The following is a 20,572-nucleotide window of genomic DNA, read 5'->3' as shown; positions in this document are numbered from 1 at the left end:
CCAGTTGACAGGAAACTTCAAATTGTGTATTAATAAAGAATAATAAAAAATTTACGGAGGCTTAATCTAAAATGAAAAAATCACTTCTTCTCACTGCTGCTGCTCTCTCTCTCTCTCTCTCTCTCGAGGCGGTAGTCAAGTTAGATGTCATCTACGATGCTGATGAGAATGCCTTCGTTGAACGGGACTTTGTGAAAACAGACATTAACTTTTATGACATTAATTATGAAAAGGAGCATAGAGAAAGAGAAAACGTCTACTTAGTGTTTCAAAATAAACAAGATGTGCTGACACAAACTCAAAGTGCAGAGCTCGTAGAAAACAGAAAGTATAAGGTTACGTTCTTTCCACGGAATAGTTCTCAAACGACTACAACTGGTTGGATGTGTTCCCCTCACCCAATCAAAATTACACCCCAAACCAAAGCTGTAAAAATTACAATACAAAAGAATGTTCCAGCAACAAAAGCCTGTAATGTTGAGATTATTGAAAAATAATCTAATTTTGAGAATGGCACCGAAATCGTATAATACTATTTCCATTAAATGACGCAGTCTTTCTCCTTCCTTTCTGTCATCCCCGCTGAGGCGGGGATCCGTTACGGAGAAAACCTCTCATTTACGAGGATCAGCGAGGCCTATTTCATTATTTTTTAAATTTTAATTTCAAACTCAAATAATCTTTCGAGATTCCCATTTTAGGGATCCCCGCCTCAGCTGGGATGACAATGTATTTAGTTTTGATTATATTAATAATTTTTTGGAAATGGTATAAAATGTCACAATGGGAAAAATGATCCAATACAAGGCTCTAAAGTCCAATCATAAATCCAACAGCTTCTGAATTTTTTGAAGACGGTCATTGATGCCTTTTAAATACATATCGGACCAACCCTCAAAAGGTTTTTTATCAATAAAACCATCCCCTTTTTCCGAAAACATCGTTTTGAACTTAAGAAGACGTGTGCGAAGGGTATCCATTTCCACTAAGAAATCCTTTGAAAAGGAGACTTCTCGGCGTTCTAATTTCTCAAAATACACTTTTCCCTTTTTGTAACCGAAAAAAGATTTTTCGATATTATCGAGAAAAAAATGAATAGATTGAGCATAGTTCTGGGTTTGCATATGCCATGCGTCTCGTTTTTCCGTCAAAAATTCATCAGCGCGATCACATTCATATTTTGAAGTTCTCAGATGATCTCTACCTCTCTCGATTAAGTATGGAAACGCAAGCTTTGGATCTTCAAGAATTTTGATACTTTCTTTCAAATCTTTTTGAGTTTCTTGACTAATCCACCCAAGGTTACGTTCTGCTGCCTTTTTGAAAATCTCTAATTTTTTCGTCTGAAAGTAATGAAAAAAATCGGGGGCATCTACATATCTTCTCGAAACAAAGGATGTGTCATATATTAATTCGGTAATTTCGCGATTAAAGATTTCATCAAATGCATCCTGATCAATAAGCTCTTTTTGAAGCATACGATAGGCCACCAATGAGCGATTGTTTACTCCCATCCAAGTGTTGATATGCCCACGATTATTTAATTCAAAAAAACATTTTTTGAGAATTTTCCGATTTTCTTGGGTTTGGATATCTTCACGCTTTACAAAGAGCGGTATCAGGTCTTCAAGGGGCGCAAACATAAGAATCGATTTCGCGTCTTTGTCTTCAATCAATTGCGGGAAGGTTATTTGATAGGATTTGGCTTTAAGGGATGCTTTTTCAATTTGCTCATCAATATAATCAGCATCAACCCCAAATGACGCAAAAATAATGGCACCTAACACTACAAAAAATCGCAACTGACTCATTATCATAAAAAACTCCTTAATAATTATTATACACGAGTTACGCAGTTTGCAGCAAAAGGGTGGGAATCTAAGCGAAAGACATGAGTTTTGTTATTTCTCTAGAGATATCATGCTTAATAACATCCCACTGCTGCTGATAAAAAGAGAAGCCTCCAGCAAGTCGTCTTTTAAATCTTTGAATCCAAGCCGAAATGGCAAGAAATATATGATTTCTTTGGGCTCGTCCCGTGCGAGACTGACAGCGTTCAAGACCGCATGTTTGCTTTAATTCCCGATGATAAACTTCGATTTTCCAACGCGATTTCATGACCAGTTCAATATGATCACGAGAGGGATTATCCCTATTGGTTCCGATATAATCCGTGCGACCGTTTTTGGCAACAAACCGGAAAACAGTAATCCATCCATATCCGCGTAAGTGAACTTTCAGTCCTTCATCTGGAATGTCCAGCTTTTCAAGAGTTTCTCCACGATTCACTTTCCTGTTTTTCTTCAACCCCATCACCCATGTCCAGCCTATGGATTCAATGGCCTTCAGATTATTCAAGCTCGAGTACCAAGCGTCTGCAACCACGTCATCCGGATTTATCCCTCTGTCTTGAGCCAGCTTTAACATTTCCCTGAAATGGTCATTCTTGCTTTTGCCATCGCTGGCTTTATCATAAATACGATAATCAACAGGAATAGAGTCATGACTCCTCAGGCCATGCCATACCAAATTGACAAGACCTATCCCCGCAATAACATCATGGGCATTCCCAGAATACTGATAATGCACAAGCTCTATCTTCTCGCTCCGATTTTTATCCAAAATTGTATCGTCACATACTAAAAAACAAGGTTCTTTCTTGTTAATAAGAGATTGAGTAAGATTCCACACTCCGCTCGGACGCAATGCACTAGAACTCAACCATCGATTGACGCTGTCATGCGACAATGGAATCGGTGACACCTCCGAAAGTGCCAACCCTGAATAGCGCACACTGCTGGCTTGTAAAAATGAACGATAAAGTGATTTTGTGCATTTGTGTCGAGACATCATTTCTTCTCATTTAATAAATATTCCCTCTCACCTTATCTCTTCTCTCTTCTCCTGCAAACTGCGTAACTCGTGTTATACTCCTTTTATTCTTAGGAATAAATGGCGTCAATTGCCAATTTTTCAATTGGGCAAATTCAAGGATGAGATGCGACTTGCCCCAGATAATCTACTTGCGCTTCTAAAAACGTCGCCGTGTCATGATGATTTTGTGGCCGTCCCAAATAATGACCCTGTCCATAATCACAGCCCAAAGAAATCACTTTTTCAAAAAGGTCTTCATGTTCAATGCCCTCAATCCAAACTTCTTTTTTCATCTTATGTCCCAAGGTCGCAATGAGGTCGATCATGGCAAGGTCGGGCTTGCCCTTCTTTGAAATATCCAAAAGAAAAGATTTATCCACTTTGATAATATCAAACGGGTAAGAGTTGAGGGTACTTAATGAGGCATAACCCGCTCCAAAATCATCAATGGCAATACGCATTCCCATCTTTTGCATGGCCTTCAGATACCAATTGGTTTTGTCCCGATTGGCAAAAATTGCATTTTCCGTCAAATCAATGATAACTGTTTTGGGATCAAGATCATATAAAGACAATGAACTTTCAAGGGTAATATAAAGGCGTTCGTTTTCAATTTGTCGATGAGAAACGTTCAATGAAAGCATCAAATGAGGAAGAGAAAACATCTCCTGCCAGGTTTTGAGTTGCTTTAAGCTTTGAGAAATTAAAAACTCACTTAAAGCAAAAATCGTTTCATTTTCTTCGGCAATAGGAATAAAAAGTTCAGGTGCGACATAACCATATTCTGGATGCTGCCACCGCAAAAGTGCTTCAAAACCTAAAAGACTTTTGTCGTTTAAAGAAAAGATGGGCTCATAAAAAACAAAGATCTCGCCACGCATGAGAGCTTTTTGAAGGCTCGCTTCCATATGAAATTGACTGACCGCCTCAAGACGGGCCTTTTCGTCAAAAAATGCAAACGTTCCCCGTTCTTTTTCCTTAGCTTTGTAAAGCGCATAATCCGCGTCTCTTAAGATATCTTCTGCGGATGTGTAATTTTTTGTGTCGTTGAGAATGCCAATCGTACACGAAGGATGGAAAGCCCCATTGTCAAAGACAACTGGCTCCCTAACCACTTTTTGGAGAGTTTCAATGAAATGAATTATATCCGCCTCCTTTGTGAGTTCTGGTAGAAGGAGTACAAATTCATCCCCACCAAATCGCGCGAGTGTATCACTTTTACGGCAAGAAGTTTCAATGCGTCGGGCAAGCTCAAAAATGAGAATGTCGCCTGCGGCATGGCCAAAGGTATCGTTCACACTTTTGAAATGATCCAGGTCCAAAAATAAAACGGAATAAGAGGATTCTTTTTTACGTTGATTGGCAAGGATGCTTTGATTAAGACGATCGAGAAAAAGAGCGCGATTCGGAAGCCCCGTTAATGAATCATGAAAGGCATCGTGATAGAGTTGCTCTTCAAATTTTTTCTTCTGAGAAATATCCGTTTGGGACCCCACAATGCGCACAACTTTTCCAGCCTTGTTTTTAATCGAAGATCCCTGGGTTAGCACCCATTTGTAGCTGTTATTTTTTGTACGCATTCTGTATTCACATTCAAATCGTTGAGATTCGCCTTCCAAGCATTCTTGCAAACTATTTTCAAAAAAGGGGACGTCTTCTGGATGGATGGAAAGCTTCCAATTATCAAAAGATTCCGGGAATTCGCCTTTTTGATAGCCCAATATTTCCTTCCAGAAGTTCGATAAGTAAAGCGTGCCGTCGCTCACATTCCAATCCCAAAGACCTTCATTGGAGCCTTTAACCGCCAGGGCGTACCTCTCTTCTTGAGTTTTAAGTTTTTTGAGGGAATGCTGATAGGCCGCTTTTAAGGACTTTGCCTGTTGTGCCAATAGCTCATTCTGAGTTTGAAGGGCAATTGCGGCCTCTTTTTCATTCTTCTTTAAAGCCTGAAGAAGGGGTAAAAATTGCGATACATAGAGAATAATTCCGGCAAAAATTGAAAAACTAAAACCTATTAGCAAAAGCTCATCCAGAAGATAGGAGGGCACGACAAAAGCGAAGACGCTCACGATAAAAACAGCGCCAATAAATAAAATCGAAATGATTTGGAAAAGCAGCTTTCCTTTGATCTTCCAGTCTGATGGCATACCAACCCCTTTATTCCTTTATTATTTTTCAGCAGTATGACAAATGGAGATTAAAGATGCATTAAGATTTAAAAGGGGGTGGATGATTTAAATGGTCGGAGTGGCGGGATTCGAACCCACGACCCCCACACCCCCAGCGTGGTGCGCTACCAGACTGCGCTACACTCCGACGATTCTGAGACGGACTATAATGTCCAACTTTCAATGATGCAAGGGGGTTCCTTCGTTTTTAAAGCATCAACTATTTGCGAACGCTTTAATCTTGGATTTTTCACTGCGGTTCAAAAGCACGAATGTGAGAAAATTGAGTCCAATCCCTGCAATTGCTGCATCAAAGACACCTGTATTGTCCGCTGTTAATTTCCATCCCACCATGCCGATGACGCCTGCAAAACTAGCGATCCAGAATGTCTTAGGTGAGCTTTTGTAGCCTAAAATTCCAGCCACCAACGGCACCAATATAAAAGGTGTCCAAAAGTTATACGCATACAAAAGAACATCAATCACACTAGCAGAACGTAATGCAAAAAGGGCGCCCGCCATTCCCATAAGAAACGTAGCAATGCGGGTAAATCTTAATTCTATCTGAGGATGAAGGGGCGTTTTCAAAAATCCTTTAAGTCCATCATGAATGGCAGAAATAGAGGCCGCATTTAAAAATGAATCCGCAGAAGACATCAAAACAGCCATAATTCCTGCAATTGCCAATCCTTTAAATCCTAAGGGCATCACGTTTTGAATCACATAAGGCAGCGACAAATTGGGATTAAGCGTGGGCGACATAGTTAAGGCAATGAGCCCTATAATTCCAATCATGAGGAAAAAGGGAATTGAAAGAAGGCCGCTCCAGAGTGTTCCTCTTGCGGTTTCTTTCAACGTTTTTCCAATGAGAAGCCTTTGCACATAAGGAGGCACAAGCGTTTCCCCAAAAAAGAAACTTAAAAATATCGCAAAAAGGGCAAGAGGAGAGAGGGAAGTGAAAATATCGTGATGGGTTGCGGGTAGGTTATTAAATAGATTTTCAAATCCTCCCACATAATTAATTCCAAAAAATAACACGAGGGGCAGAGAAATTATCAAAACACAAAAATGAATAGTATCATTAATCACCACAGATTTCATGCCACCCAATGTGGAATAAAATACAACGACAAGAGCCCCCACAATGACGCCCATTTCTTGAGGAATTCCAATTAAGATGTGGGCGATATAACCAAAGGCGCTGAATTGAGCGCCTGCAATTCCCGCACAGACGAGAGCGCCCGCAATGCCTGTAAATGTCTTAGCGGCTTTTCCGTAAAGTTGACCCATAATATCACCCACGGAAATAGCTCCCTTAAAAGGGCCCATGCGTGGCGCAATAAATTTAGCGACGAGAATTTCTTTGAGGCTAAATCCCCAAAGCGCCACCACATAAATAAGACCATTTTTAAAGACACTTTCAGAAAGCCCCATTGTAAATCCCCCACCAATAAAGGAAGCGGAAAGGGTTGCAAAAACGAAGAATGCGGAGTATTTAGCACCGCCTAAAGAATAATCATTTAAGGTTTTGACAGAGCGGCTGGCATGAATACCAATGCCTAAGATGACCACAAGATAAATCCAAAAAATACTCACATCAAAAAACGAAAAAAACGACATAAAGCCCCCTGTATTTGGATAAGATTTTGAGACTATGAACGAAAACAATCCCTATGCCAAGGGGGAGATCAAAGTCAACACCTCCAATTAAAGTTTATGAAATTAAGAAATTTCAATTGGATGTTTTATTGATTTTAAATATATCATTTATTTACCACAATAAAGAAAGGGAAAATAAAATGAAAAATCCTATCATCTCATCATTCCTCATTTTATCCACAGTATCTCTCTTGAGTGCACTGAATTTAAGTGCAAATAACCATAAGATTGCAGTTAACAATCTCAGCACAGATGTCGTTGATATCTATGTCCGCGGGGAAGGGAAAAATAGCCCCACCCAACCGCATGCGACGGTTTTAGGGAAAACAAAAAAAGAGTTTTCACAGAGCCATCCTGATGCATTTATAGAAGTTGTTGCAATATCTCAAGGGTCCCAACCTGATTGGAATCCAACAGGTGGTGCGTGTAAGCACTTACTATCAACAACGGACCATACAATTGTTGTTGAAGACACAGCAATGGGACTGAAGTTTAGATGTGAAACTGTAAATTAAATAATTTTGAAAGGTGGGGAGGGGTGGACCTCCTCGCTTTTTATCCCTTCTTATAAAAACATGGAGAGTTGCAAATGGAAAAAGACAAATTAGAAAAGGGTTATGAAAAAGTTAAAGAAGCCGTAAGCAAGACTGTTCAAAAAACAAAGGATACGCTTTCTCATCTCACTGAAAAAGAAGTCGATAAACTCTTTAGAGAAAATTACGAGGAGTTGCAAGACACTCTCAAATTAACTTGGCCTCGCCTAACGCAGGAAGATCTCAAATCTATCGAAATGAAACGTGACAAGCTCATTATTTTGCTTGCTGAAAAATATGGAGAAAACAAAGAAGCCGTTTCTCAAAAACTCAACAATTTACTTGAAGACCTTAAAGATTAAATAGCTTTCAAACATGCGGCTTCCTAATTTTATAAAAAATATAAAAATCTATGGAGACTTAAAATGAAATTTCAAATCATAACGTTAGTGGCCTTTGTATCTTTAGTCGGGTGCCATAGTGCGCAGGTCGAAGAAGAAGAAACTTATCAAATTGAAACATCCTATATTCAGAAAAATGGCCACATGAAAAACCTTGTAAAAACATGTTAGCTACAATGCATTCTGCTTTGTAGAGTTTGATGTTCTTCCAACGTCCACGCATGGTGAAACGCTTGTCCAGGTAGAAAGCCTGAGAATGAAACATAAACATGACAAAGAGTGGTTATTAAGGGCCTATGTTAAATCGACAAACCTTTACGGAAAAATGATCGAAACCCGCGATGAAGTTTATACCACAACAGAAAAAATGAACTCAAAACCTCTTGTGATTTATGGAAAAGAAGGGAGCCGAGTAGAAATCAGAATATTCCCTTGAAATTTTTGGAGATCTTTTACCATGAATCCATCACTTAAGGATTATCTCTCGCAACAAAGTCCACATACAACGGAAGAGAGAAGCATTATCCTGGAGCAGTATAAAATCTTAGTGGAATCCATTAACCACTCAAATTCCGTACGGGAGCAGTCTCACGGCTTTTGGATGACCATTAATACTGCAATTATTGCTGGTGTGAGCTATATAAAAGAGTCTCACACACTACCTTTGGAACATAAAACTTCGCTTCTCTGGACACTTATTGGATTAGGTACAATATTTTGTTATTTTTGGATAATTTTTCTTCTTTCTATTAAAAAAAGCATTAACAAACGAAATGAGATGCTCTTAGGCATGGAAGCCTACCTTCCTATCAAAATTTTTAATTATATTTTTGAGCCTTCCCACGATAATAAAGGAGGATCACTTACCCTCAAAGAACTCACAGTGCCCGTATTTTTTTTGTTGGGATACGTATTCCTTGGCATAAGCCTTTACAATTTCACAGAAGAGATTGTGATTCCAAGTAGATAAACTATAATTTCCAAACAGACGCTCAAGGCCTCTGCAGAGCATCAACTTTCCGTGACCGTCTTTCTAAGGTTAGCCCGCACGGTTCTGGGAAAATTGAGATAACGTCAATACCCATATTTACTTCTCCCAGCTTATATTTATCTTATAGAATATATTTAATTAAAAATGAAGAGACACTTAACTAAAGATAGATAACGTGATAAGATGGCTTATTTAAAGGGGGATAGGCCATGGAATGCAAGAAATGTAATTCAGTTCAGTATGTTAAGAATGGAATGGTCAGAGGGATCCAACGCTACCGCTGTAAAAGCTGCGGCTGCAACTTCACAAATACACCTAAGCGCGGAAAGCCAGAGGCCATGAAAGCCTTGGCAATCCTTTTATATACATTGGGAAATGCAAGCTTTGGAATGATCGGAAAGGTTCTTAAAGTCAGTAATGTCGCTGTTTTGAAGTGGATTCGAAAAGAGGCAAAATCATTGGAAAGGCCTGCCGTTCCATCTGACCTTAAGCTCGTTCAAATCGACGAGATGTGGCATTACGTGAATGGAAAAAAAACAAAATTTGGATCTGGAAAGCCTTTGACCCTGTGTCAGGGCGAGTTATCTCCTGGACTTTGGGTCGCCGTGATGATCGAACAGCCAAAAGCTTAATCGACGAAATCGGCACGAGGGATCTCACTTTCATCACGGACGATTGGGAGGGATTTCATCGTCTAATTCCTGAACATCAACTTTTTACTGGCAAGGATTTAACCTACCCAATCGAGCAGGATAACAGCAACACACGTCATTATCTCGCGCGCTTTCGAAGGCGCTCCAAGGTCACGTCTCGAAGCCATGAAATGGTAGATCTTTCCTTACTTCTTCTTTACCATCTCTCCAATCCTGAAGTCTTCAAAAAATATCTGGACTCTTTCTTATCTATCTTTAGTTAAGAGTCTCAAAATGAAAAACACCACCTGTGCCACTTGGCATTTCCTATCACAGAATGAATTTTTTGCACTTATTTTATTGACTCCTGGCCAGGACCTACTCATAAAGATATTTTTTGGTAGGATAACGATTTGATTTTGGGGGACCCATCGTCAGAAAATGAAAGATACGATGAAAAAGAAACAATTCAATCAAATCAGCATAGCACGGAACGAAACAATCCAAAAACCTCACAATGGCGGCGTTTTTATCTTGTTGCACTGGACTCAGTAAATGATAAATCCCCTTCCCTATTCTGATGAAAACACGAGTTACGCAGTTTGCAGCAAAAGGGTGGGAATCTAAGCGAAAGACATGAGTTTTGTTATTTCTCTAGAGATATCATGCTTAATAACATCCCACTGCTGCTGATAAAAAGAGAAGCCTCCAGCAAGTCGTCTTTTAAATCTTTGAATCCAAGCCGAAATGGCAAGAAATATATGATTTCTTTGGGCTCGTCCCGTGCGAGACTGACAGCGTTCAAGACCGCATGTTTGCTTTAATTCCCGATGATAAACTTCGATTTTCCAACGCGATTTCATGACCAGTTCAATATGATCACGAGAGGGATTATCCCTATTGGTTCCGATATAATCCGTGCGACCGTTTTTGGCAACAAACCGGAAAACAGTAATCCATCCATATCCGCGTAAGTGAACTTTCAGTCCTTCATCTGGAATGTCCAGCTTTTCAAGAGTTTCTCCACGATTCACTTTCCTGTTTTTCTTCAACCCCATCACCCATGTCCAGCCTATGGATTCAATGGCCTTCAGATTATTCAAGCTCGAGTACCAAGCGTCTGCAACCACGTCATCCGGATTTATCCCTCTGTCTTGAGCCAGCTTTAACATTTCCCTGAAATGGTCATTCTTGCTTTTGCCATCGCTGGCTTTATCATAAATACGATAATCAACAGGAATAGAGTCATGACTCCTCAGGCCATGCCATACCAAATTGACAAGACCTATCCCCGCAATAACATCATGGGCATTCCCAGAATACTGATAATGCACAAGCTCTATCTTCTCGCTCCGATTTTTATCCAAAATTGTATCGTCACATACTAAAAAACAAGGTTCTTTCTTGTTAATAAGAGATTGAGTAAGATTCCACACTCCGCTCGGACGCAATGCACTAGAACTCAACCATCGATTGACGCTGTCATGCGACAATGGAATCGGTGACACCTCCGAAAGTGCCAACCCTGAATAGCGCACACTGCTGGCTTGTAAAAATGAACGATAAAGTGATTTTGTGCATTTGTGTCGAGACATCATTTCTTCTCATTTAATAAATATTCCCTCTCACCTTATCTCTTCTCTCTTCTCCTGCAAACTGCGTAACTCGTGGAAAATGATCTCCCTCTTCGTGGGCTCACGTCCTTGAAGCTCACTCATTTTCGTTGTTACGCCTCCCTTGCCCTGAATTTAAATGGCGGGCCTGTTATTTTAACGGGTGCAAATGGAGCAGGAAAAACCAATATCTTAGAGGCGGTATCCTTCTTTATTCCAGGGCGAGGATTAAGACGCGCTAAACTGAAAGATGTCGTTCAACAAGGTCAAACCCAGTCTTGGGCCGTTTCGGCAATTCTCCATCAAGGAGATTATCCTCTGACTTTGGGTACGGGGCTTGAAGCTTTGGAAGGCCATTCTGAACGCCGGGTCGTCAAAATTGATGGCAAAAAAATTTCAGGTCAAGCCCCCTTGACGCAGCATTTGAATATCACCTGGTTAACACCTCAAATGGACCGCTTGTTTTCAGACGGAGCTTCTCAGCGGCGTAAGTTTTTAGATCGCCTCGTTTATGGTTTTGACCCCGGACACGCAGGCCGCGTCAATCAATACGAGCATGCCTTAAGGGAACGGCGAAAACTTTTAATCGACCGACGCTTTGATCCTTTTTGGTTGGGAGGCCTTGAGGAGACCATCGTGTCTCAAGGAGTTGCTATTTTGGTGGCACGGTATACAGTGGTACGAGAACTCAATATAGCCCTTCAGGAAGGCGATACTTATTTTCCAGAAGCCACTCTTTTCCTCGAAGGAGAGCTCGAGTCATTTCTTGAAACCCATTCGGCACTAGAAACTGAGGACTATTATAAAAAACGCCTGATGGAAACGCGGAGACTTGAGTCTGAAACAGGATCCACTCCCTTGGGGCCACACAAAAGTGATCTTGTGGTCATTTTTACACCCAAAGGGCAGCACGCCGCTTTTTGTTCAACAGGGGAACAGAAGGCCTTGCTTTTAAGTATTATTATGGCCTCCTCCCGTCTTTTAAGTGCACGAAAAAACTCAACGCCGCTCTTACTTTTAGACGAGGTGATCGCTCATTTAGATATTTCTCGCAGATCAGCATTGTTTCATGCGCTGATAAGCCTTAATATGCAGGTGTGGCTGACGGGAACGGATGCGGCTCTTTTTGCAGAGCTTCAGGGATCTGCCCAATTTTTCCAAGTCCACGCGGCACAAGTTCAAGAAATGTAAGGTAAAAAACGAATGACAAACTCAACACTCCCTCAAGAAGAAGAATACGGCGCCCATTCCATTAAAGTCTTAAGGGGCCTTGATGCGGTCAGGAAACGTCCAGGTATGTACATTGGAGATACGGACGACGGCTCGGGACTTCACCATATGGTCTATGAGGTTGTGGACAATGCCATTGATGAATCTTTGGCAGGACATTGTGATCGGGTTGAAGTTATCTTGAACGCAGATGGCTCGGTGACCGTAACTGATAACGGCCGCGGCATTCCTGTGGATATCCACGAAGAAGAAGGAATTTCAGCGGCAGAAGTCATTATGACCCAACTGCATGCCGGTGGAAAATTCGATCAGAATTCCTACAAAGTTTCAGGCGGTCTTCACGGCGTGGGCGTTTCGGTTGTGAATGCGCTTTCCGAATGGCTGAAATTGACCGTTTATAAAAATGGGAAAACTTACGTCATCACTTTCTGCCATGGGGATGCGGAAGGACGCCTTAAAGAAATTGGGGATGCCGGGGGTAAAAAGGGCACGCATATCACATTTATGCCCTCCAAAGAAACTTTCACGAATATTGAATTTGTCTTTGCAACCCTTGAACACCGCTTGCGCGAACTCGCGTTTTTGAACTCGGGCGTTAATTTAATTTTGCGGGATGAACGTCACGTTGAACCCAAAGAAGTCGTTCTTCATTATGAAGGTGGTGTTCAAGCTTTCGTGAATTATTTAGATCGCAGCAAAACTCCTCTCCATTCTCCGCCCATTTCTGTTCAAGGGGAAAAAGATGGCATCCATGTGGAAATCTCCATGGAGTGGACGGACAGCTATCACGAAACGATGTTGTGCTTTACGAACAATATTCCGCAAAGAGACGGTGGCACCCACTTGGCTGGATTCCGCGGTGCTTTGACGAGAACGATCAACAAATACGCTGACGAGATTAGCAAGAAAGACAAGGTGGCCCTCACGGGTGAAGATATGCGAGAAGGTCTAACTTGCGTTTTATCCGTAAAAGTGCCTGACCCAAAATTCTCATCTCAAACGAAGGACAAACTTGTCTCCTCCGAAGTACGCGCTGTGGTTGAAAGTATTGTGGGGGAAAAACTTCAACAATGGTTTGAAGAGCACCCTCAAGAAGCCAAAAAAATTATCGCACGCGTGACAGAAGCCGCATTAGCCCGAGAAGCCGCTCGAAGAGCCCGCGATTTAACTCGGAGAAAGGGCGTTTTGGATATTGCCTCTCTCCCGGGGAAATTGGCAGATTGCCAAGAGCGGGACCCCGCCTTATGCGAACTCTTCCTCGTTGAGGGAGACGGCGCGGGTGGATCAGCCAAACAAGGACGCAAACGTAAGTTCCAAGCGATTCTACCCCTTCGCGGTAAGGTTCTCAATGTCGAACGTGCGCGCTTTGATAAAATGATCAGCTCTGAACAAATCGGAACTCTCATTGCTGCCTTGGGCACAAGCATTGGACGAGAGGAATTTAATATCGATAAAATTCGCTATCATAAAATTATTCTCATGGCCGATGCGGACGTCGATGGAAGTCACATCCGGACCCTTCTCATGACATTTTTCTTCCGTCAAATGCCAGAGCTTATTGAAAGAGGATATCTTTATATCGCACGTCCTCCGCTTTACAAAGCCAAGCGCGGAAACTCAGTATTGTATCTCAAAGATGATGCGGATCTGAACGAATATCTAATTAACGGTGGCATTAATGGCCAAAAACTCGCCTACGATGATGGGACCGTTATTATGGGCGAAGATCTCAAGCGTATTGTGACTCTTTCCAAATCCGTTGAGGATTTGCTTGAGGTTCCCGCACGTCAGGTCGGAAGCATTCAAGTTTTAGAGCAAGCGGTTATTGCAGGATGTCTTGATTTTGCAGAGTTTGAATCCAACCCTCAAGTCTTTTCACAACGTCTAGTTGATCGCTTGAATTTGATTGCCCTTGCAAATGAGAAAACGTGGGTTTTCAGCATTGTTGAAAATGGGAACGTCCTTCAAGTTCGCAGAAGCGTGCGGGGGGTTGCTGAGGAATACAATATCTCCAAAGCTCTCCTTCACACCTCTGAAATTTTGCGCCTGAGGCAGCTTCTGTCCGAAACTCAAGAAACATTTACAAAAACAGCAACTTTCATCAAAACTCGGGTAGTCGGTCCCGTGGCGCTAACAGAAGCAGTCCTTGAAGAAGGACGTCGCGGCGTTGGAATCCAACGATATAAAGGATTGGGTGAAATGAATCCTGATCAATTATGGGAAACAACACTCGATCCTGAGGTCCGCACGCTTCTTCAAGTCAAAATTCAGCATTTGGATGAAGCCAATGAGATCTTCTCAACACTCATGGGCGATGTGGTCGAACCCCGCCGTGAATTCATCGAAAAAAACGCCCTGAATGTGAAGAACCTCGATGCTTAAGGAAAGTGAAGAACGCGTTATTCTTGTCGATGAAAACGACCAGGAAATCGGAACCGAAGGCAAGTTTGAAGCGCATTTGAATCCGCGCCGCCATCGCGCTTTTTCGATTTTCATTTTTAATCCTCAAGGAGAAATTCTCATTCAACGCCGAGCCCTGTGCAAATATCATGCTCAAGGCCTTTGGGCCAATACGTGCTGTGGTCATCCAAGACCTCAAGAAAATGTATCCTTAGCTGCTCAAAGACGCCTTCACGAAGAGCTAGGATTTGGAGCCCCACTCACATTTCTTCAAACAGTAAAATACGATCTCAAATTAGATGAGCGCATGTGGGAAAAAGAATTCACGCATGTATTTCAAGGCGTTTATGAGGGATCTTTTGAGCTCAACCCGGACGAAATTATGGAAACACGATGGATCGATCCCCTTAAGTTAAAAACTGAAATGGAGTCTCATCCTCAGAATTTTGCGGCTTGGTTTTTGTTCTATGTCCACAATTATTTCGAAGCTTTATTTTTGCCAAAAATTGATCTTGAAATCAAAAAATGCGGATAATCAAAACTGAAATTGAAATTAAGGCCTCTTTAGAAGTCGTTTGGAAAATTCTGATGGATTTTGAGAATTATCCGTCTTGGAATCCCTTTATCACAAACATTTCAGGTATCCCCCAAGTAGGACAAAAATTAGCTGTGATGATTTGTCCCCCTGGTCAAAAGGGAATGAAATTTTCCCCTAAGGTTGCTGAATTAAGTTCTCAAAGTCAGTTCTCCTGGAAAGGTCAATTTCTATTCCCGGGACTTTTCGATGGAGAGCATTCTTTCTCCCTTCAATCTCAGAAGGCTAAGACCATTTTTCTCCATCAAGAAGCGTTCTCGGGGCTTCTCCCTCACATTCTTCCTCAAAGTTTTTTTGACAAAACTCAGACAGGCTTTCAAATGATGAACCAGGCCTTGAAAAAAAGAGCTGAAGCACAATAATTATTTGATTTTAAATCAAAATACATTTCCAATATCGCTATCCTGAACCTTGAGCCCTGAAATTGATTTAAATTCATGATGAAAATTCGGAAACATGTTGTGTTCTGTTTTGCATGAGGTGGCCCTGGCGATTTTCCGAATAAACCTGGCAAAGCGGAGATTGCGATGTTATATGAAAGGAAGAGAGTTTATTTTAGTATTTATCAATGATTCAAACACGCAACCCGGCCCTTGAAGGCGCTTTTTGGAAAATAATTTCATGCCTCGCTTTTGCGGGCATCAATGGGTTCGTCCACCATTTGGCGCATCACAGCAATGCCTTGAGATTACCTCCTGCTGAGCTCGCTTTTTTTGAAAGCAGTTTTGGGCTGTTGTTTATGATGCCCTGGTTCTTTACCCACGGACTTGAATCTTTAAAAACCCAACATCTTAAACTTTATTGTCTCCGGGCAATCGCTGCTGCGGGCGGGATTTTATTGTGGTTTACATCCCTAAAGGATCTACCGTTGGTGCAAGTCATTGCACTTAAATATCTATCTCCCTTTCTCGTTTTAGGGGGAGCCTATTTCTTTTTTCGCGAGCGCTTAGACACACCTCGCATTTTGGCCATAGTATTTGCCATGGGCGGCGCCATTTTAATCACGGCGAATGACGCGATCAAACCCCATCCCGTTTATGGGTGCATTTTTAATTGGACGCTATTGTTGCCCGTGGGCGCTGCTGTTTGTATTGGAATTTCAACTTTGATTGCCAAGCAATTGGCCAAAACGGAAAAAGCCTCCACCATGAGTTTTTATCTTCTGGCCTTCACCATGCCTATTTTTTTCGCAATTTCTATTCCTACCTGGATCACACCGGCCCCTGACCAATGGGGGCCACTGATGATTATGGGAGGGCTTGTGGCGTTGGCGTATTATGCCCTCAGCCGGGCGTTTGTGGTTGCAGATCTGATTTATCTCATTCCTTTAAGCTTTACACGATTGATCGCAGCAGCTCTGATTGGGATGATCTTTTTTGATGAATGGCCGACCTTGCTTGTAGGAGTCGGCTCATTCTTGATCCTTATGGCAAGCGTTGGTCTTTACCGCTCTGAATCCCATTTGAAAAAGGTTACGCCATGAGTGGCCTTGCTGCCTTTTGGGAGAATTCCCCCCATTTTAGGGGGGCCTTTTGGAAAGTTTTGTCTTTTGTCTCTTTTTCAGGCATCAATGGCATTGTGCGATATCTCTCACAATCAAGCGTTGGCGAGCCCCTCCCCCCTTATGAGGTGGCTTTTTTTCAAAATTTATTTGGCCTTATATTCTTGGTGCCCTGGATTTTAAAAAATGGGCCCAAATCTCTCAAAACGCAAAGACCTGGCATTCATGCGTCTCGCATTGCCCTTTCTGCATTAGGTATTATCCTGTGGTATTCAGCACTTGCGTTTATGCCTCTCTCCCAAGCGGTAGGGCTCATGTTTTTAGGTCCTCTTTTAACCGCTCTTGGTGCTGGTTTTTTTCTGCGCGAGCGCATCGGAATTGAACGTGGCATCGCCATTGCCATCGGATTTTTAGGGGGCGCCCTCATTTCCCATGGACTGAGCCTGTCATTAGGCTTGGATACTTTTTATAAAGATATTAACATCTTGCTTCCCATCTCAGCTGCAGCTTGCTTTTCAGGAGCAACGCTTATGGTTAGAACATTAGGACAACATGATTCCTCCCAATTGATTGTAACTTATCTTTTGCTTTTTATAGCGCCTTTGCTTTTAATCCCAACACTCTGGGGGGGATTCTGGCCTGAATCCTGGCAATGGCCTTGGCTTTTGTTTATGGGTGGTCTAGCGGCCCTTGCCCATCTTTCCCTAAGCAATGCTTACAAAGCTGCTGAAGTTAGCTATCTCATTCCTTATGGATTTACCAAATGGTTTGCCTCAAGCTTAATTGGATATCTCGTATTTTCAGAAATTCCTGGATTCTGGACCGTTGCAGGTGCATTTATCATCATGGGAGCTATTGTTTTTCTCAGTCACATCGAGCTGAAGCGCCGAAAACGCCTTGAGGTTTAGGATCTTTTTTTAAAGTGGCACCTGATTGAAAAAATATTCAAAAAAAAACTTGCGGATATAAACACTCAGTGACTATATATAAAGTGAGCAAACACAGATTGGTGTGGGTTTAATTGTTTGCTCAACTTGTTTTTGAGTATGTTGTAGTTAGTGTTGTTTAGAGTTTTTTGAGCTTTCTTGCGCGTCATTTCGCAAGAGTAGACTGCAAACATAATTATGTTTTGTAGCCTCCCTGTTAAACTCGGCGGAAGAAGATCCAAATCTTCTTCCGTTTTTTTATGGCTTTTGGGCCCTCATTTTATTTGACGATTTTTCTTGCATTCCTGAGAGGTGCCTGCTAGGTTCCCCTCATCATTGACGCGGGGTGGAGCAGCCTGGTAGCTCGTCAGGCTCATAACCTGAAGGCCGCAGGTTCAAATCCTGCCCCCGCAACCAAATTTCCGGTATCACTCTGTTCATCGTAGGGACGATTACAGCAAATCCGTTCAGACTTCTATTGAGAAAAACGATATGGGGATCTTTCAAAAATATTTGGAGGATCAATTGCGTATGCAGGCCATAAGATTCTCAAATCCCCTTTTTAAATCGGGCAGTACGATCATTGAATCCATGAGAAACTGTAAAGATTATTGTGAAGAAAAACTTGATAACCTATTGAAAAAATTTAACATTTAAAGCGCGCAACTCCATTAAGACTGAAAGTCGTAACGAAACAGGTTTTCATAAAAAGATTGAAGTGGTTTTAGCGGCTTGAAATAGTCTTCAAAAAAAACTGCGTGCTGGCTTAATCCAGCTGCAAAACCATTAAATGCTCATCGTAAAATTTATCATCAATTTTAACAGATCGAGGCGATGTTCCATAAACTATGAACCCATTTTTTTCGTAAAGCGCAATTGCATTTGGGTTGTCTGCCAAAACGGTGCAATGAAGCTGAAGAACCTTTTCTCGTCCCCGTTGGATTATGGCTTTTAAAAGAGCACTTCCATTGCCTTGAGAGCGATTTGCAGCTTTAATGTAAAACCCAAAAAACATCCCCCGATGCTGCATTTTGCGATGAGGTAAAATATAAAACCCTCCACATCCAACAAGCTCACCCTCCTGAAATACGCCAAAAACATCACTCTTTTCAAGATCGTTTTGGAAATCTTCAGTGGATCGGATTGATTCCTCTGGATAAGAGCTCGCAAAAGCTTCTGGGTTTTCTTGAAGGCCATGAAGGCGAATTTCGCGCCATAGGTGCCAGTCATCTTTGTGAAGTTGTCGAATGTGAATAGTCATTCAAAATAGTCCCTTTTGGTGATGAGGTTGGATGCTGGAAACAGGTAGTGGTAAAAATGTGGCGTCACGACTCATGAGGAAGCTCATTGTGATTTCAAAAAGATGGTGGGTATGATCAAAATCATGCAACAAAAGAATTTCCTCGGGAAAAGAGCTTTTTTCTGCATAATCTTCCAATTTTTTCAAATAACTTTCGGGACTTTCAATAAGGTCTTTCTTGTAATCCTTCGTATCCCATGTCCAAGGGGCATCATAAAATTCAAGATCGGAATGATGTCCAAAATCCATAGGGCAAAAATGCAGTTCTTTTAAAAATTTTTGAATTTTATGCGAATTATCACCTCCCCGATCTCCAAAAGGAAGGCGTATCACTTTGTGGAGACGAGTGGTCCCGGCCATTTTATAAGCTGTTTCAATCAACTCTTCCGTTTTTAAAATTTCATTATAACAGTGATTCAACGAAATCTTTGAAAAATAAGGATGCGAATAAGAATGATTGCCCACCAAAAATCCATTTTGAATGGCATATGCGACCTGATCTGGATATTTTTTGATAAATTCCCCGCGACAGAAAAACACGGCGGGAATGGTGTGAGCCTTCAAAAAGTCAATCTTTTCATACGTGTGAATTGAAGGCGAATCATCGATGGTGAGATATATGCGTTTTGAAGATTTGAGCATGGCACAAAAGGGTATTGAGAGTTTGAATTTATGACTTTAAACGCGGAGCTCAATTATGAGCAAGGGGAAAGTTAGCTCACAAAAAACAGCCCCTCTTCGAGGTTAAATTATCGTTTATCAATAATTTTATGTTGACAGTCATTTTTTGTACCTTTAGGATCTTTTCATCAACAACTTTGAGGATTAAAAATGGAACGTATTCAAAAAACAAGTCATTATCTTTTAGCAGTCTTTAATATTTTGCTTATAGCACTTCCCCTTTGGAATCTAACTCAATGGATTTTTATTGAAACTAAAACAATAGATATTCCAGATGCACTTAACTTTTTTGGGATGCTAGAACAGACCGTAAAAACCCCAGAGGGGATTGTCAATTTAAGTCAGATAGAGAGGACGTCTTCTTTAAAGATTATGGGTGTGATGACGGGTTTTTTTGGGGTTTTGCCATTTTTTTTGGGTGTCCTCGTGCTCAAGTCTCTTTTTAAGAATTATCAACGGGGCGAAATTTTTAGCCTTCAAAATGCCAAACACTATCGACAATTAGGGTGGCTATTTTTTCTGGATGCGCTTTTGGTTCAGCCTTTAAGCGGAATGTTGTTAGTATTGCTTGCAACGCTTTCAAACGCTCCAGGACATCGTTATATTTCAATTCATTTTGGGACACCTAATTTGGAAGCACTCTTTTGCGGCCTTCTTGTGATTGTGATTTCGTGGGTGATGATTGAAGGCTATCGCCTTTCTGAAAATGACAAGTTCACGATTTAAAGGGGAGATTTAAAAATGCCGATTATTGTGAATTTAGACGTTATGCTCGCCAAGAGGAAAATGAAGCTTCAAGATCTTGCGGAACAAGTTGAGATCACCCCACAAAATCTTTCCATTCTCAAAACGGGAAAAGCCAAAGCTATTCGCTTTTCCACTTTGGAAAAGATTTGTGAAGTCTTGAATTGTCAACCTGGGGATATTTTAGAATTCCAATGCCCTCTTTAAATACAAAAGCCCTTCCTGGAAATTTTTGGGATGGGCCATTTAATTTGAAAATATCACTTTCGGATTGTAGCAAAATTTAAGATGCCCTAGACTTACTTTTATAAAAAATAAAAAAGC

23 protein-coding genes and 2 tRNA genes are annotated in these 20,572 nt (G+C 41.4%); 17 read left to right on the top strand and 8 right to left on the bottom strand.

All coding sequences use genetic code 11. The annotated features are described in order from the left end of the window. Positions 1 to 71 precede the first annotated feature (71 nt). Entirely contained in the window at positions 72 to 497 is a 426-nt protein-coding gene (locus Bealeia2_RS03105; protein WP_331255668.1) for a hypothetical protein, read from the top strand. Between the two features lie 324 nt (positions 498 to 821). Here Bealeia2_RS03105 and Bealeia2_RS03100 read toward each other — a convergent pair whose 3' ends face one another. From Bealeia2_RS03100 to Bealeia2_RS03080, 5 genes are all read right to left on the bottom strand, one after another. Beyond that, entirely contained in the window at positions 822 to 1,811 is a 990-nt protein-coding gene (locus Bealeia2_RS03100; protein ID WP_331255667.1) for a hypothetical protein, read from the bottom strand. 67 nt (positions 1,812 to 1,878) lie between these two features. Beyond that, the gene (locus Bealeia2_RS03095; protein WP_422388038.1) at positions 1,879 to 2,850 is read right to left on the bottom strand and encodes an IS701 family transposase; all 972 of its coding nucleotides are present in this window, start codon (positions 2,848 to 2,850) and stop codon (positions 1,879 to 1,881) included. 137 nt (positions 2,851 to 2,987) lie between these two features. Next, positions 2,988 to 5,021 carry a bifunctional diguanylate cyclase/phosphodiesterase gene (locus Bealeia2_RS03090; RefSeq protein ID WP_331255666.1) on the bottom strand — a complete coding sequence of 678 codons (2,034 nt, stop codon included), beginning with the start codon at positions 5,019 to 5,021 and terminating at the stop codon, positions 2,988 to 2,990. 92 nt (positions 5,022 to 5,113) lie between these two features. Beyond that, positions 5,114 to 5,190 (bottom strand) — tRNA-Pro (locus Bealeia2_RS03085). 68 nt (positions 5,191 to 5,258) lie between these two features. Then, positions 5,259 to 6,662, bottom strand: coding sequence for a sodium:solute symporter family protein (locus Bealeia2_RS03080; protein WP_331255665.1), 1,404 nt, complete (start codon positions 6,660 to 6,662; stop codon positions 5,259 to 5,261). A 179-nt stretch (positions 6,663 to 6,841) separates the two neighbouring features. Here Bealeia2_RS03080 and Bealeia2_RS03075 point away from each other — a divergent pair, with 179 nt between their 5' ends. From Bealeia2_RS03075 to Bealeia2_RS10515, 7 genes are all read left to right on the top strand, one after another. Beyond that, complete coding sequence (locus Bealeia2_RS03075) at positions 6,842 to 7,216, top strand: hypothetical protein (protein ID WP_331255664.1); 375 nt, start codon at positions 6,842 to 6,844, stop codon at positions 7,214 to 7,216. Between the two features lie 74 nt (positions 7,217 to 7,290). Next, entirely contained in the window at positions 7,291 to 7,596 is a 306-nt protein-coding gene (locus tag Bealeia2_RS03070; RefSeq protein WP_331255663.1) for a CsbD family protein, read from the top strand. 63 nt (positions 7,597 to 7,659) lie between these two features. After that, positions 7,660 to 7,806: a hypothetical protein gene (locus tag Bealeia2_RS03065; protein WP_331255662.1), complete on the top strand. Its 147-nt coding sequence runs from the start codon at positions 7,660 to 7,662 to the stop codon at positions 7,804 to 7,806. 85 nt (positions 7,807 to 7,891) lie between these two features. Continuing rightward, the gene (locus tag Bealeia2_RS03060) at positions 7,892 to 8,071 is read left to right on the top strand and encodes a hypothetical protein (RefSeq protein ID WP_331255661.1); all 180 of its coding nucleotides are present in this window, start codon (positions 7,892 to 7,894) and stop codon (positions 8,069 to 8,071) included. 21 nt (positions 8,072 to 8,092) lie between these two features. Further along, positions 8,093 to 8,605: a RipA family octameric membrane protein gene (locus Bealeia2_RS03055; protein ID WP_331255660.1), complete on the top strand. Its 513-nt coding sequence runs from the start codon at positions 8,093 to 8,095 to the stop codon at positions 8,603 to 8,605. Positions 8,606 to 8,835: 230 nt separating this feature from the next. Beyond that, positions 8,836 to 9,258, top strand: a complete 423-nt coding sequence (locus Bealeia2_RS03050; RefSeq protein WP_331255242.1) for an IS1/IS1595 family N-terminal zinc-binding domain-containing protein — start codon at positions 8,836 to 8,838, stop codon at positions 9,256 to 9,258. Continuing rightward, positions 9,195 to 9,542, top strand: coding sequence for an IS1 family transposase (locus tag Bealeia2_RS10515; RefSeq protein ID WP_414437814.1), 348 nt, complete (start codon positions 9,195 to 9,197; stop codon positions 9,540 to 9,542). Before Bealeia2_RS03050 ends, Bealeia2_RS10515 begins: the two co-directional genes overlap by 64 nt. Positions 9,543 to 9,881: 339 nt before the next feature. On the opposite strand, the gene Bealeia2_RS03045 is transcribed toward Bealeia2_RS10515, so the two are convergent. After that, positions 9,882 to 10,853, bottom strand: coding sequence for an IS701 family transposase (locus Bealeia2_RS03045; protein ID WP_422388038.1), 972 nt, complete (start codon positions 10,851 to 10,853; stop codon positions 9,882 to 9,884). 72 nt (positions 10,854 to 10,925) lie between these two features. Here Bealeia2_RS03045 and recF point away from each other — a divergent pair, with 72 nt between their 5' ends. The 7 genes from recF (at position 10,926) to Bealeia2_RS03010 (ending at position 17,940) form a co-directional block, all read left to right on the top strand. Further along, a complete protein-coding gene (gene recF / locus Bealeia2_RS03040; protein WP_331255659.1) occupies positions 10,926 to 12,062 on the top strand; it encodes a DNA replication/repair protein RecF in 1,137 nt (378 codons plus the stop codon). Between the two features lie 12 nt (positions 12,063 to 12,074). After that, positions 12,075 to 14,483: a DNA topoisomerase (ATP-hydrolyzing) subunit B gene (gyrB, locus tag Bealeia2_RS03035; protein ID WP_331255658.1), complete on the top strand. Its 2,409-nt coding sequence runs from the start codon at positions 12,075 to 12,077 to the stop codon at positions 14,481 to 14,483. After that, positions 14,476 to 15,036 carry an isopentenyl-diphosphate Delta-isomerase gene (gene idi, locus Bealeia2_RS03030; protein ID WP_331255657.1) on the top strand — a complete coding sequence of 187 codons (561 nt, stop codon included), beginning with the start codon at positions 14,476 to 14,478 and terminating at the stop codon, positions 15,034 to 15,036. The genes gyrB and idi overlap by 8 nt, the downstream gene beginning before the upstream one ends. Beyond that, positions 15,027 to 15,458 (top strand): SRPBCC domain-containing protein, encoded by a 432-nt coding sequence (locus tag Bealeia2_RS03025; protein WP_331255656.1) that lies wholly within the window; start codon positions 15,027 to 15,029, stop codon positions 15,456 to 15,458. Before idi ends, Bealeia2_RS03025 begins: the two co-directional genes overlap by 10 nt. Before the next feature lie 206 nt (positions 15,459 to 15,664). Then, positions 15,665 to 16,579 carry a DMT family transporter gene (locus Bealeia2_RS03020; RefSeq protein WP_331255655.1) on the top strand — a complete coding sequence of 305 codons (915 nt, stop codon included), beginning with the start codon at positions 15,665 to 15,667 and terminating at the stop codon, positions 16,577 to 16,579. Continuing rightward, positions 16,576 to 17,505: a DMT family transporter gene (locus Bealeia2_RS03015; RefSeq protein WP_331255654.1), complete on the top strand. Its 930-nt coding sequence runs from the start codon at positions 16,576 to 16,578 to the stop codon at positions 17,503 to 17,505. Before Bealeia2_RS03020 ends, Bealeia2_RS03015 begins: the two co-directional genes overlap by 4 nt. A 358-nt stretch (positions 17,506 to 17,863) precedes the next feature. Beyond that, positions 17,864 to 17,940: transfer RNA gene (locus tag Bealeia2_RS03010), tRNA-Met, on the top strand. A gap of 349 nt (positions 17,941 to 18,289) precedes the next feature. On the opposite strand, the gene Bealeia2_RS03005 is transcribed toward Bealeia2_RS03010, so the two are convergent. Then, entirely contained in the window at positions 18,290 to 18,784 is a 495-nt protein-coding gene (locus Bealeia2_RS03005; protein WP_331255653.1) for a GNAT family N-acetyltransferase, read from the bottom strand. Further along, positions 18,785 to 19,465, bottom strand: coding sequence for a polysaccharide deacetylase family protein (locus tag Bealeia2_RS03000; protein ID WP_331255652.1), 681 nt, complete (start codon positions 19,463 to 19,465; stop codon positions 18,785 to 18,787). A 189-nt stretch (positions 19,466 to 19,654) separates the two neighbouring features. On the opposite strand from Bealeia2_RS03000, the gene Bealeia2_RS02995 reads away from it, so the two are divergent. Beyond that, positions 19,655 to 20,230: a DUF2975 domain-containing protein gene (locus Bealeia2_RS02995; RefSeq protein ID WP_331255651.1), complete on the top strand. Its 576-nt coding sequence runs from the start codon at positions 19,655 to 19,657 to the stop codon at positions 20,228 to 20,230. A gap of 15 nt (positions 20,231 to 20,245) precedes the next feature. Beyond that, complete coding sequence (locus Bealeia2_RS02990) at positions 20,246 to 20,455, top strand: helix-turn-helix domain-containing protein (RefSeq protein ID WP_331255650.1); 210 nt, start codon at positions 20,246 to 20,248, stop codon at positions 20,453 to 20,455. The last annotated feature ends 117 nt before the right edge of the window (positions 20,456 to 20,572 follow it).

The sequence above is a fragment of the Candidatus Bealeia paramacronuclearis genome (assembly GCF_035607555.1).
Lineage (GTDB): Bacteria > Pseudomonadota > Alphaproteobacteria > UBA9655 > UBA9655 > Bealeia > Bealeia paramacronuclearis.
This window is presented reverse-complemented; position numbering and strand designations above follow the sequence as displayed.